The organism is Radiobacillus kanasensis (assembly GCF_021049245.1).
Taxonomy (GTDB): Bacteria; Bacillota; Bacilli; order Bacillales; family Amphibacillaceae; genus Radiobacillus; species Radiobacillus kanasensis.
Map to the genome: position 1 here is coordinate 3,192,322 of NZ_CP088020.1, position 13,349 is coordinate 3,205,670.

At 39.0% G+C, this 13,349-nt stretch carries 12 protein-coding genes; 2 read left to right on the forward strand and 10 right to left on the reverse strand.

Going from position 1 to position 13,349, the window contains the following annotated elements; translation table 11 throughout:
• Positions 1 to 2: 2 nt before the first annotated feature.
• The 6 genes from KO561_RS16470 to KO561_RS16495 form a co-directional block, all read right to left on the reverse strand.
• Positions 3 to 875 carry a carbohydrate ABC transporter permease gene (locus KO561_RS16470; RefSeq protein ID WP_231094355.1) on the reverse strand — a complete coding sequence of 291 codons (873 nt, stop codon included), beginning with the start codon at positions 873 to 875 and terminating at the stop codon, positions 3 to 5.
• 12 nt (positions 876 to 887) lie between these two features.
• Positions 888 to 1,847 (reverse strand): ABC transporter permease, encoded by a 960-nt coding sequence (locus KO561_RS16475; RefSeq protein WP_231094356.1) that lies wholly within the window; start codon positions 1,845 to 1,847, stop codon positions 888 to 890.
• Positions 1,848 to 2,240: 393 nt separating this feature from the next.
• Positions 2,241 to 3,086: an SDR family oxidoreductase gene (locus tag KO561_RS16480; RefSeq protein ID WP_231094357.1), complete on the reverse strand. Its 846-nt coding sequence runs from the start codon at positions 3,084 to 3,086 to the stop codon at positions 2,241 to 2,243.
• Between the two features lie 45 nt (positions 3,087 to 3,131).
• Entirely contained in the window at positions 3,132 to 4,244 is a 1,113-nt protein-coding gene (gene uxuA, locus KO561_RS16485) for a mannonate dehydratase (RefSeq protein WP_231094358.1), read from the reverse strand.
• 244 nt (positions 4,245 to 4,488) lie between these two features.
• Entirely contained in the window at positions 4,489 to 6,585 is a 2,097-nt protein-coding gene (locus tag KO561_RS16490) for an alpha-glucuronidase family glycosyl hydrolase (protein WP_231094359.1), read from the reverse strand.
• Between the two features lie 144 nt (positions 6,586 to 6,729).
• On the reverse strand, positions 6,730 to 7,419 hold the full coding sequence (locus KO561_RS16495; protein WP_408004826.1) for a GntR family transcriptional regulator: 690 nt from the start codon (positions 7,417 to 7,419) through the stop codon (positions 6,730 to 6,732).
• Between the two features lie 229 nt (positions 7,420 to 7,648).
• Between KO561_RS16495 and KO561_RS16500 the strand changes: the two genes are divergently transcribed.
• Positions 7,649 to 8,530 carry a hypothetical protein gene (locus KO561_RS16500; protein ID WP_231094361.1) on the forward strand — a complete coding sequence of 294 codons (882 nt, stop codon included), beginning with the start codon at positions 7,649 to 7,651 and terminating at the stop codon, positions 8,528 to 8,530.
• 326 nt (positions 8,531 to 8,856) lie between these two features.
• Positions 8,857 to 9,342: a sigma-70 family RNA polymerase sigma factor gene (locus tag KO561_RS16505; protein WP_231094362.1), complete on the forward strand. Its 486-nt coding sequence runs from the start codon at positions 8,857 to 8,859 to the stop codon at positions 9,340 to 9,342.
• A gap of 31 nt (positions 9,343 to 9,373) precedes the next feature.
• Here the strand turns inward: KO561_RS16505 and pyrH are convergent, their stop codons facing one another.
• From pyrH to dapA, 4 genes are all read right to left on the reverse strand, one after another.
• Positions 9,374 to 10,099: a UMP kinase gene (pyrH, locus tag KO561_RS16510; protein WP_231094363.1), complete on the reverse strand. Its 726-nt coding sequence runs from the start codon at positions 10,097 to 10,099 to the stop codon at positions 9,374 to 9,376.
• Positions 10,100 to 10,331: 232 nt separating this feature from the next.
• Positions 10,332 to 11,270, reverse strand: coding sequence for a phosphoglycerate dehydrogenase (locus KO561_RS16515; RefSeq protein ID WP_231094364.1), 939 nt, complete (start codon positions 11,268 to 11,270; stop codon positions 10,332 to 10,334).
• Between the two features lie 17 nt (positions 11,271 to 11,287).
• Positions 11,288 to 12,451 carry an iron-containing alcohol dehydrogenase gene (locus KO561_RS16520; protein WP_231094365.1) on the reverse strand — a complete coding sequence of 388 codons (1,164 nt, stop codon included), beginning with the start codon at positions 12,449 to 12,451 and terminating at the stop codon, positions 11,288 to 11,290.
• Positions 12,452 to 12,470: 19 nt separating this feature from the next.
• Entirely contained in the window at positions 12,471 to 13,346 is an 876-nt protein-coding gene (gene dapA, locus KO561_RS16525; protein WP_231094366.1) for a 4-hydroxy-tetrahydrodipicolinate synthase, read from the reverse strand.
• Positions 13,347 to 13,349 lie beyond the last annotated feature (3 nt).

Here is a 13,349-nt window from a genome sequence, read left to right on the forward strand (position 1 = left end):
TGTTAACCTTTTACTGAACCAAGCATAACCCCTGATACGAAGTACTTCTGGATGTAAGGATATACACAAACGATTGGCAAAACCGTTAGTACCATGGTTACCGATTTAATATTTGCAGCAATCTGCGTTAAGTTATCCGCACTTGTCGCCCCAGAAGATAGGGAGCCTTCCGCACCTTTGATCAAGTTTCGAAGGTAAATCGAAACCGGAAACAACTCTTTTTCGCTAAAATATAGAAATGCCGGAAACCATGAATTCCAGTGTGTTACTGCGTAAAACAACAACATCGTAGCAAGTATTGGCTTAGATAACGGAAGTACTATCTTCCAAAGTATTCCATACGTGTTAGAACCATCCATTATCGCAGCTTCTTCTAGCTCATCCGGTATATTCTCAAAGAATGTTTTCATGATCAGTAGATTAAAAACACTAATGGCCGTTGGAATGACAATTGCCCAGATGGTATTCCCAAACCCCAGGGAGTTAACTAACACGTAGTTCGGAATGATTCCACCGTTGAAAAACATCGTAAACACGACGAACATCAACCAAAAATTTCGACCTTTTAACCGTTTCTTTGCCAGTGGATAAGCCATCATCGTTGATAAGACAAGCGAGATAGCAGTACCAACGACCGTATATACCACGGTGTTTTTGTAGTTTAACCAAAACATACTGTCAGACATAATAACCTTATACGTTTCCACATTGAAGCCTTTCGGGATGAGACTCACATTTCCAGCAGTTATGTGTTGCTCGGAACTGAAGGATTGAGCAACAATGTTTAAAAACGGGAATAATGTGACGTAGACGATGGCCAGTAAGATAATTACGTTAATCACTTTAAAAACTTTATACCGAAATGATTCCTTCATGCTGCTACCTCCTTACCACAAACTATTGTCTGTAATTTTTCTAGACATGAAGTTGGCTCCAAATACTAAGATTAAGCCGATGATTGATTCAAATAATCCAATTGCCGTTCCGTAACTGAAACTTGCGGATTGAATACCGATGCGGTAAACGTATGTCGAAATAACGTCAGCTGTTTCGTAGGTCAATGGATTGTATAACAATAACACCTTTTCAAATCCTACTTGCAAGAAGTTACCGATATTAAGAATAAACAAAACAACGATTGTCGGAAGAATGCCAGGTATCGTAATGTGCAGTGTTTGTTTCCACCTGTTTGCACCATCAATTTTAGCAGCTTCGTATAATTCATCATTAATTCCCGTTAAGGCTGCAAGATAAAGGATGGCACCCCATCCTGTTGTCTGCCATAGTTCAGATGAAAGAAAGATTGTTCGGAACCATTCCGGCATCTGAATAAACGGGTAACGATTGCCTGTAAAAAATTCAACAATATTATTGATGGGACCGTTTACGGCAACTAACTCCAACACGATACCCGCAACAACTACCATCGAGAAGAAGTGTGGCAAATAGGATACGGTTTGAACAAACCTCTTAAAGCCTCTGTTTTTGACTTCATTTAACAGTAATGCAAAGATGATTGGTGCAGGAAAAGTTACAACTAACAACAGAACGGCTAGCATCAGCGTATTTTTTAACACAAGGAAAAACGATGGATCTTGTAATAACATTTTGAAATAATAGAGCCCAACCCATTCCTCCCCGATAATACTTCCGCCTGGAACGAATCTTCTAAAGGCAATGATGTTGCCGAACATTGGTCCATATTTGAAGATTAGAAAGTAAATGATCGGAAGTACTAACAGTGAATATAATTGCCAGTCCTTCTTTATTACTTTCTTGGCCCTTTGCCATTTGGTGCTAGGTCTAGTGACTTGAGTTTTAGCACTGTTAACCAGTTGTTGTTCCACACTGTCTTCCCCCTTTAATCATCAAGTGAAGGTAACTTTCATGATGATGATTTTATTCTGCTCGTCCTGGCGCTTCATTCATCTTGAACTTACTAGACTTCTTTATTACCTATCATGTATAACGCGACATGTATGCTTTGTCATTTTTTAGTAACCGCTTACAATCCCTTCAAAAGAATAGGTGCATTTGCCTTCGCGGACCGTACACCTATCCATATTATTCTGTTTACTAGTAATCTAATCTAACTAGTATGTTAGTATAGTAATATGATAACCATGGTGGGATAAAATGTCAACGGTATTTACCAATTTATTCGAATATTTCCTTTACTTCCAATAAAAGACTTAAATCGACATCCTCCGAGTTTGTATGTTGTATCCATTAGCTAGAAGTTAAACTCCTGAATAGGCCATAAATCCGCCATCCACTGGAACACAAACACCTGTTACAAAGCCACTAGCATCCTCATCGACTAACCATAACAACGTTCCTAACAAATCTCCCGGACTACCTAACCTTCTCATCGGTGTTTGGGAAAGAATCTTTTCCATTCTAGGAGTAGGTGACCCGTCTTCTTTCGTTAGTAATGATCGATTTTGATCTGTTAAGAAGAAGCCTGGGGAAATCGCATTAACCCTTATCCCAGCTTCAGCCATGTGAACAGCCAACCACTGTGTAAAGTTATTAATAGCTGCTTTGGCCGCACTATAAGCAGGCACCTTCGTCATTGGGCTCACTGCACTCATCGACGAAATATTAATAATAGAACTCCTAGAATCTACCATTCTTTTAGCAAAAACCTGCGTCGGAATTAAGGTACCAATAAAATTCAGGTTAAAGACAGATTCAAACCCTTCTGTTGTTAAGTCAAAAAAGGAGGTTACATTCTGGTCATCCAAATCTACTAAATCAAAAATTTCATTTGTTGTACTACCCTTTGGGTGATTGCCACCCGCACCATTAATTAATACATCCACACGTCCATAGGCTTCCTGCACTTGGCTTTCTGCTTCGATCACACTATTTCTGTCTAGTACGTCACACTGGATTGGTAAGGCTATTCCATGTTGGGCACGAATATCCTCTGCAACCTTTACTGCCTTTTCATAGGTGCGATTTAAAATAGCAACCTTCATCCCTTGTCTTGCTAACTCCTTAGCCATTGCACCGCATAATATCCCGCCACCACCCGTGACAACTGCTACTTTCCCTTTTAAATTTGGATTGATTGGTAACATATGTAGATTCTAACCCCTTTCCTGCCCTATTTTCGCCTATCTGCATTAAGTTCGTGCATTAGATAAACTTTGTGGAGCTACTGTTTCCTGTTGAACTTTCTTCACGCTCTCCAACGAATCCCAAATTCCCCATAGGTACATGACTCCTAACGCACGATCATAGAGTCCATAACCTGGTCGACATTGTTCATCCCAAATATGTCTGCCATGATCTGGACGAACATAACCAGTAAAGCTTGTGTCGTGATAGGCCTTGACAATGTCAAAAATTTCGACAGATCCATCTTTTGTTCGATGGGATGTTTCAATGAAATCCCCATTTTCGTATCGCTTCAAATTTCTAATATGAGCAAACGGAATTCGATCAGCAAACTCCCTAACCATTCCAGCTATGTCATTTTCCCCATTTGCTCCTAACGAGCCACTGCACAACGTCACACAATTGGACGGGCTTTCCACCAATTGTAGGAGTCTTCTTATGTTATCCTGTGAAGTAATTAATCGAGGTAACCCAAAGATTGGCCAAGGTGGATCGTCGGGATGAATAGCCATTTTCACATCATGCAATTCTGCAACAGGTATAATCTGTTCCAAAAAGTAACGTAAATTAGCCCACAGTTGTTGGGTAGACACACGACGATATGCCTCAAACAAATGTGATAATGATTTTAACCGTTCTGGCTCCCAGCCCGGAATCGTAAAATCTGGATTATTCGCGATTTCATCCACTAATTCATTAGGATTGAGGTTCTCCACCTTTGCTTTTTCATAAAACATGGCTGTCGAACCGTCTTCCATCTCCTTAAATAAGTCTGTCCGAATCCAGTCAAATACCGGCATGAAGTTATAACAGATAACCTTTACGCCTACTTTTGCCAGATTTTCAATCGTACGCTTATAATTTTCAATGTACAAATCCCTTGTCGGTAAACCAAGCTTTATGTCCTCGTGAACGTTAACACTTTCCACAACATCCATATGAAAACCGTACCTATCAGCCTGCTGTTTCATATCTAATATTCGTTCCAGTGGCCACTCCTCTCCAACAGGAATATCATGGAGCGCCCAAACAATCCCCTCAACACCAGGAATCTGTTTAATATGTTGTAACTTCACACTGTCATTTCCATGACCAAACCATCGAAATACCATTTTCACTACAAATTCCCCCAAACATTATGAACCCATCGTTAGAAAAGACCTGACTTCCCAATTTTAAATACATACCTTGTATTATCTATTTATTATTATTGGCAGGTAAAGAGACTAAGCCTTTTGACGCAAGTTGAGCTGAACTGGACAGGCTGTTCCAGTTGTAAAAATTGATATCATTATTTAGAAAAGAACTATGATCATTTCCGGATTAGTTCCTTCCCGCTTCGCACTAACATTAAGAAATCACTTAATAGATCTTTCTATTTTTCTCATCAGGAATACCTGATTTTCGGTAGAAATACGTATTTACTTGGTCGCGCCATTCCTTGGCATTTTCTAGTTGCATATGTAGTCGCTCTTGTACATTGTGAAATCGATATTCGTCTATTTTATCTGCTAGTAACGACCATTTTGCCAGTAAATCTTCTACCTGCTCTACCCCTTTAAAATGCGAGTTATAATAATGTTGAATCACTGCTTCCCCAGACTTCAACCGATGTGTGTAAGGTACGTGATGGAAAAACAACAGGAGCTCATCTGGACAATCCGCTAACGAGTTATACATTTCTTTATTCGGTGAAAAATACTGTCCTACATAACCAGTACCTGTCTCCATCGTACGGTCCACACCTATACCATCTCGGTCAGCAAAGTGATACGTCCCCCATCTTGAATATTCATAGCCATCAACATTAGGGCCATAATGGTGATTTGGATTAACCATCCAACCGATCCCAAGTGGAGTCGTATAATTTTCGTAAATCTCCCTGGAATCGAGTAACATCGTACTAATAGTCTCAACAACTGCCCGATCGTTACCGAACGTTACTCGGACCCATTCCCTTGCAATTTCCTCTGCTGACAAATCCGGGTTCCAAATAAGGCGACCATACCCATATAGATTAGCTTGCGCGAGTGTATTGCCGGTCCAATTGATATCATTCCCAATATTGGAAACAGCAGAAATCCCACTATATTTGTAATCATACAAAGAACCGTCAACGATTGCCTTTACGGTTGAACCTTTTCCTTTAGCGTGTGTGTCAAAGTCTAATACTTCTTTCCACATTGGAATCAAAAATGCTAAATCCTTTTGTTGACCTAAATATTCCTGGGTAACCTGGAATTCAACGATTTGATTCGTTCTTTCCATAGCACCTAGCATAGGGGAAACAGGTTCTCTTACTTGGAAATCCATTGGTCCGTTTTTGACCTGCAAAATCACATTATCCAAAAACTTTCCGTCTAACAGTTTGAAATGATCATAAGCAGCACGCGCACGGTCTGTCGAGCGATCACGCCAATCTTGCATACAGTTATAGACAAAACATCTCCAAACAACAATTCCATCAAACGGTTGTAGTGCCTCTCCTAACATGTTCGCCCCATCCGCATGGTCTCTTTCGTATGAAAAGGGCCCTGGTCGATGCTCCGAATCCGCTTTCACGACAAATCCACCAAAGTCAGGAATATATTGATAGATTTCTTTTACTTTTTCTTTCCACCAACTTTTGACACTTGCATCTAGTGGGTCTGCAGTCGATAAATCTCCTAATTCAATCGGACTTGCAAAATTAATACTTAAGAAAGTCTTTAAACCATACGCCCGTAAAGTGTCCGCTACTTTTGCAACATCTGGTAAAAACTTGCCCGTAATTAAATTCGTTTCCACTTCCCAAACATTCACGTTATTAATGGAAATGGCATTAATTCCAACGGAAGATAACATTCTGGCATAGTCCTTGATGCGTTCTAGATTAGTAGTAACCTGGTTGTTTTCGTAGAATATGGAATTTCCTGAATAACCACGCTCAACACTGCCGTTCATGTTATCCCACTGATTTAGCATTCTAATTTGATTTCTAGGAGAATCAACTATATCTAAATGATCAAGAGCTACTCCTGTTTGAATGAGTCGTAACAAATGATGGGTGGCGTATAACACACCTTTATCGGATTTACCTACTAGTAATAACCGACTCTTTTCCGCATTTTTAACCGTTTTTAAAAGATAACCTTCGTCATTTAACTTATGAAACACATCCGCTTCCACACCATGCTCTTCTAGATTCATATCTTGATAGGTTCCAATAACAATAGATGATTCTGGATGAACACGATTTGTAATGGTTGGTTTTTGCTCAAACATCGAGTGAAAAGCAAGGCTCAATTCGTCCAGTGCAGCATTGATTACGACGGACTTACCAAGAGCTGTGATATTTAAGCAATAGGACATGTAATCTCTCAACCATTTTGCATCTTCCATTTTCCTATATTGCAGCCAACAGGCATAAGCTTCAGCTGTGTCTGTTCTTTCCATCACCTTTTCATACATGCTACTCATTAGCTGGATCCCCTCCCATTAGTGTCCCACTACCCTACAACTTTTTGTTAACGCTTACAGACAATGGACAAGTATAGGAGTAGTTTTGATTTCCTACTCCACTTGTTCATCATTACCACGTTTATTCCGGAAAACGTACACCCTTTATTTAAAATAACCTGGGTAGCGTGACCTGATTTCGTCTTTTTCATAATTAACTAAATCGAGATGATCACTTATTTCATTAACTGCAGCATCTACATCTTTATTACTTATATGCTCGAAAATCTTCCGATGCTGTGATACTACTCCATCCCAATCCGAGTTGGATGCTAAACGTAGTACTCGTAATCGGTCAAAGTGACTATTCATCTGACGAATCATTTTCCAAGTTCGTAATTTCTTACAGCCTTCAAACATGATTCGATGGAACTCCTCATCTAGCTCAAATAAGCGATGATGAGAACCCTTTTCTAAGCATAGCCCTTGCATGGCCAGATTACTTTCTAGTTGGAATAGTTGCTCTTTATCACACGTTAAGCAAAATTCCTCAACGATAGCTCTTTCAATCTTCTGCCGGACAAATCGTCCTTCTTCTACTAGCGCCAGATCAATCTGGGAAACAATTGTTCCACTTTGGGGGAATACACCTAACAATTCCTCTTGTGCAAGTTTTAAAAAAGCTTCGCGCACCGGAGTTCGACTTACTTCTAGCTGGTCCGCAATATCCTTCTCAGAGATCTTTGTCCCTGGTTCAATTTCCCAGTTAATAATTTTTTCTTTGATGGTTTCGTAAACAAAGTCTCTTGTCGAGCCATTGATTCTCTTCGTTTCAGCCGATGAAATCTCCTCCACCTCGCCTTCCATAAAATCATACTAATCTTACACTTTAATTATACTAGTATGGTAGTTATACTTTTATTATAGGGACATTTGGCAGACATTTCAATCCTTTCGCTTAAGTTTTTTGCACAAATTACCATTATTTTTATATTTTCTCATACACTTGCTTTCTTCCTGCTTTGAATTTTAGAATAAAAGATAGGACGAACTGAAGACGAGAATAATAGTGGGGAGTAATGACATGGATATCCATCAAGCATATAAACAGTTGGGCGTATCTGAAAATGCAACCGAGCAAGAAATCGAATATAAGTTTGAAATGTGGATCAAAAAACATCACTCAAACTTAGCCAGACAAGGAGAAAACGAAGGGGTGGACATCGAGTTAATTACCAGTGCCTATGAAACCATTAAAAAACACAAACAATACGTACCCGAACCTACCAAAGGGTCTGAAAAGGTAAAGGATAAACTGGAACACTTTTTTCGTTATTATAAGCTTCACACGTTCGCTGTTATTGTATTAGTTCTCATTCTTTATTCCATTATCCAAGCTGTTATCGACCATCAACAGCAACAAGAGAAATTAGCAAGCCTTCCTCCAGTAAAAGTCGAAGTGATGTTTTTTGGATCTTTTTTAACCTCGAACTTTAATGCGACCGAGGAAATAGAAACAACGTTAGCAGAAAATATTCTAGCAAAATTCCCTAGTTGGAAACGCGTTAGCACCACCTATAGTTACTCGCCACAGGAAGTAACCGATCAAAATGATATCGGCTACCAACAAAAAAGTGCTGCGCAATTAGCGACCGAGAAACCTGATATGTATGTTATGAATTTGGAGTTTTTTAAGTCCTATGTTCAATCAGGGATGTTCTATCCTCTTGATCAAATGGATACAGCTCTGTTAGAGGGGGACCTTGATGACAGAAAGTTATATACTGCGACAACACAATCAACATCAACCGAGCATTTGTACGGGATAGAACTGACGGATGCTGCGATCTTTAGCGGAATTCCATTGAAAGAAGATACGAGAATAATTGCTGCTATTCGAAAGGATGCAAAGAATAAAAACAATGCATTGCAATTGATGCTTGAGTTTTCCAATGTAGACGATTAGGAACCGTGCTTTGTTATACGCACCCGTAGTCAGTCAACATTAAACTTAACCACAACATATAGAACGAAGAGGATAGTTCTCCTAACTGTCCTCTTCGTTTTTTAGTCCATGTATTTTCAACACAAAGCACATTTCATAGATTTTTAAAGTTTCTCATGTACTTCAGAGATGTTTAAATATAGAAAATTTAAGATTTAACCATAACGAAAATTAAAATATTTGTATAGAAAATTAAATTTTCACAACATGTTTTCTTTCTACTTTTCCCCTATTCTGTCTGTACCGCGGAAAAACCAATAAAGGCGCCTTTATAGAGAGAGGCAAAGTTGCGAACAGACAATTTTAATGGAATTCTGGAAAAGTACGAAAACATGATTTTTTATCTCATTCACAAATTAGGAATTCGGGACCCAAATAACGAGTTTTATCAAAAAGGAGTTATTGCTTTATGGAAAGCTATCGATTCTTATGATCCAGAAAGAGGAAAGTTTTCAAGCTATGCTTACTTTTTGATTGAGAAAGCCTTAATAGGATTGATTAGAAAAAAGCAGAGAACCATAGATAAGGAGGCTTATTTTCGAAATTCCGTACAGCCTGATTCTCTGGTAACCAATATAGAGTTGAGCATCGATCCATATGTAATAGAAAAAATAAAAAATAAACTAACCTATGGACAGTGGAAGTGGTTCAACTTGTATGTTCTTCAAGATTTATCGGTAAAAGATATTGCCACTAGAGAAAATGTGAGCATCGATGCCGTAAAAAACTGGGGAAGACGTGCAAAGCCCAAACTTAAAAAACTTTTAAAATAGGACAAGGGGAGGTCCTGCCTCCCCATCCCAGTTACACCAAGGAAGTCGCCCCAGTATGAACGATTGTACCTACCGGTTTCCCGTCACAAATTTTACTCATAGCTCCTGGCTGGTCAAAATTAAAAAGATGTACAGGAAGATTGTGATCCCTTGCTAACAGTAATGCAGACTGATCCATGACTTTTATATTTTGAGTTACTACGTCATTATAGTTTAGCTCCTTATATTTTTTGGATGCCGGATTCTGCTTAGGGTCCTCCGTAAAAACCCCATCTACTCCTTGTTTGGCAACAAGGATAGCGTCACAATTCATTTCTACCGCCCGTTGGACACTTGGATAATCAGTTGTTACGAACGGCTGACCATTCCCCCCACCAAAAATGACGATATAGCCTTTCTCCAGGTGATGCATCGCACGAAGTCTAATGTAAGGTTCCGCAACGGCTGTAACTGGAATCGAGGTCATCACGCGGACATCCGTACTTGTTTTACTTTTTAGAACACCTCGTAGCATTAAACTATTTACGATTGTACCCATTGTTCCAATATTATCTGCTTCCACTCGATCAATTCCCCATTGCTCGGCAAGATTCCCACGGAAGATATTCCCTCCCCCGACAACAATGGATACCTCCACGTTTCTATCAACAAGGGAAATGATTTCTTGTGCGATATGCTCGAGCTTTTGATGAGAGAAGTTGTCCTTTTCGTCACCTAGAGCTCCACCGCTTAATTTGACCATGACTCGTTTGTACATGTTGTAGCCTCCTTGTTTTTGTTATTTTGGGACACTCGTAAGTCGGTTTCTAGATATAAATAAATTCCCATAAAAAAAGAACTAAAGGAAAAAATCCTTCAGCTCTTAAAAGGGAAAGAAAAATTAGAAGAGATGGATGCGAACAACCAGTCATTTCGTAGCATACTTCTTCCCCCTTTCCTTTCATTATCTTACGTTATTTTATAGTTACGGGGAAAGAAAAGCAAGCTAATTAACAGACTAAATTTCTAGGTTCCTCATTCCTTAACTTTTGTGTCACATTATCCGCTGCCATTTGACTTGTATATTTAACGGCTTCTATCGTGTAAGCAGCCATATGCGGTGTTACCACTATATTATCTAATTTAAGAAGGTCAAAATCCTGAGGTGGCTCTTCTTCAAAGACATCTAAAGCACACCCTTTAATTTCTTTATTTAACAAAGCAGTCTTAAGTGCTTCTTCATCAATAAGTCCACCTCTTGCTGTGTTGATCAGAAAAGAAGTAGACTTCATTAACTCTAGCTCCTCTTTTCCAATCATATGGTACGTAAACTTATTTAAAGGTGCATGGAGAGAAATGTAGTCAGATTTACGGAGTAAATCATTTAATGATACTCGTTCAATACCAATATCTGCATCTTCGTGACTAGGTTCTGTAATGTCGTAACCTAGGATTTCCATATTAAAACCTTTTGCTCTTTTAGCAAGCCCCTTCCCAATTGCACCAAGACCAACTACTCCTATTGTCTTTCCCCAAACAGAATTTCCATCGTATCGAAGCCACTTTTCTTCTTTCAGGTTAGAATTTGCTTCTGGAATAGACCTTGCAACGCTTAACATTAAACCAAAGGCAAGATCAGCTACTGCATCGTTGTTCGTACCTGGTGTGTTGGTAACAGAGATTCCCCTTTCCTTCGCTGCATCAAGATCAATATTGTCCACACCGACTCCATGCTTTGCTATCACCCTTAGGTTAGGTGCTTTGTCCAGGAGTTCTCTATCTACTTTGTCTAGTCCTACTATAATTCCATACGCATCTTTCAATTCCTCTAACATTTTCTCTCTACTATATGGAATTAGCTTTTTAATGGTATATCCCTCTGATTCCAGTTCTCCTACTATTTCAGGGTTAAACTTTCCAAAACTAGGAGAAGTAACAATAATTTTCATGCTTGATTTCCTCTCTCCTAAGAATTTAGTAACTTTTTGTAAATATCCTCCATGTCTTCCACAGATAAAACTTTAGGATTATTGTTTAGTAGCCTTGTAACCTTAGCAGCCGCAACAGCTAATCCCGAAACATCTTCTTCCTTCACACCAAATTTTGAAAGATCTTGTGGTATATTCAGACTAGTAGTCCAACTCTCTATATTACTGATTAACAATTCTGCAGCTTCTCGATCATCTGTTTTGTTATTTTCCAAAATACCTATTTCCCTAGCTATTTTGGCCATCTTATTTTCAATTTGATCAAGATTGAATCTTGTTACATGAGGTAACAGCATGGAATTGGCTTCCCCATGCGAAATATGAAACTTCCCACCTAAAGGATAGGCTAAGGCATGAACAGCAGCTGTTCCAGCACTTGTTAAAGCCATCCCACCATAGGTTGAGCCTAAAAGCATATCCTGTCTCGCTTCCAAATCAGAACCATCTCTGTATGCTCTTAGAATACTTCTTGAAATTAATCTCATTGATTCCATTGCAAACATATCACTAATAGGGTTAGACTTGTTCGATATATAGGATTCAAAGGAATGAGTAAATGCATCCATCCCTGTTGCTGCTGTAACCTGAGGAGGAACCGAAATCGTTAACATAGGATCTAATAGAACCAGATCAGCCATGAAGTATCGACTAACAATTCCTATTTTCAGTTCTTGATCAGGAAAAGTTACGATCGCATTTGGAGTTACCTCTGAACCAGTTCCAGAAGTAGTTGGGATTAATACCATTGGAACCCCTCTGTTCGGTATCAGTTCTGTTCCAACCATATCTTCTAGTGGAGTGTCATTGGTAAGCATAACGGAAAGCACTTTTGTTGCATCTAATACACTTCCTCCACCCATTCCAATCAGTACATCATATTTCTTATTTTTTATTTGATTGAAAAGGTCATGGATATGAGAAATAGTTGGTTCAGGCTCTACTCCCGTTAAAAGGTCGACTACAATATTCCTATTTCCAAGTTGAGTCCGAATTGTTTCTATCTCCTTATCAAACCGATCAATGGTAACAATCAATACTCTTCTTACATCGTCGAAGACATAGAAATATTCATCAATAGATTGTAATGAGTCGTTGCCGTAAATGATTTGATGTGCAGATTGAAAGTTGTGTATGGTTTGCATATTTCCCCTCCTAGTTTTGTTACTTATAAAGTTCTAAAACCTTTTCTATTTCCTTAGTAACTTCTATATCTATTTCTTTTACTGGGAATCGAGCAGGACCTACAGGCTCCCCTAATAATTGCATGGCTTTTTTGAATACAGCTGGCGTACTTGCCATTGACGAGGCATTTCGAATTGGTCTCAACTGCTCTTGCGCTTTACGAGCGGCATCTAAGTCGCCTTCCTTCCAGTTCGTATAAATGGAAGAGACAAGTGCTGGAAACAAATTAGATGTTGCGGCTATTGCTCCAGCACCTCCCGCTTGTAGAGTCCATAATATAAGGGAGTCTGCTCCAGAATAAACCGAAAAGTCATCTCCAGTGACTTCAATGAATTTTAGAATTTGGTCAAAATCTCCGGTGCTGTCTTTAATACCAACAATATTTGGAATCGTACTTAGAAAAGCTACTGATTCAGGAGCTAAGACATTATTGGTTCTTTGCGGCATATGATAGATTAGAATCGGTAAACTGGTAGACTCCGCAATGGATAGATAATGGTCTATTAGTTCTTGTTGGCTAATCGTCATCAGATACGGAGTTATTACAGAAATCATATCTACACCGACTTCTTCCATTCGCTGTGTTAATCGAATAACCTCATCTGTTCGTATTGTTCCTGTTCCTGCACAAACTGGAATTCTGCCTTTCACTTCATCCACTACAATCTTAGCGAATTCCACTTTTTCATCTTCATCCATATTGAAAAACTCACCATTTGTGCCCAATATAAATAAACCATGAATACCATTATCAATAAGACGATTCACTTGCCTTCTAGTTGTTTGCTCGTCTATCGTTTGATCTTCATGAAAGGGAGTTAACATAGCAGAGATAATACCCTTTGGAATTTTCACAAT

Bases quoted from the DNA above. Each gene is read 5' to 3' on its own strand.
- KO561_RS16470 (WP_231094355.1), bottom strand. From the start codon at position 875: ATGAAGGAATCATTTCGGTATAAAGTTTTTAAAGTGATTAACGTAATT.
- KO561_RS16480 (WP_231094357.1), bottom strand. From the start codon at position 3,086: ATGTTACCAATCAATCCAAATTTAAAAGGGAAAGTAGCAGTTGTCACG.
- KO561_RS16490 (WP_231094359.1), bottom strand. From the start codon at position 6,585: ATGAGTAGCATGTATGAAAAGGTGATGGAAAGAACAGACACAGCTGAA.
- KO561_RS16500 (WP_231094361.1), top strand. From the start codon at position 7,649: ATGGATATCCATCAAGCATATAAACAGTTGGGCGTATCTGAAAATGCA.
- pyrH (WP_231094363.1), bottom strand. From the start codon at position 10,099: ATGTACAAACGAGTCATGGTCAAATTAAGCGGTGGAGCTCTAGGTGAC.
- KO561_RS16515 (WP_231094364.1), bottom strand. From the start codon at position 11,270: ATGAAAATTATTGTTACTTCTCCTAGTTTTGGAAAGTTTAACCCTGAA.
- KO561_RS16520 (WP_231094365.1), bottom strand. From the start codon at position 12,451: ATGCAAACCATACACAACTTTCAATCTGCACATCAAATCATTTACGGC.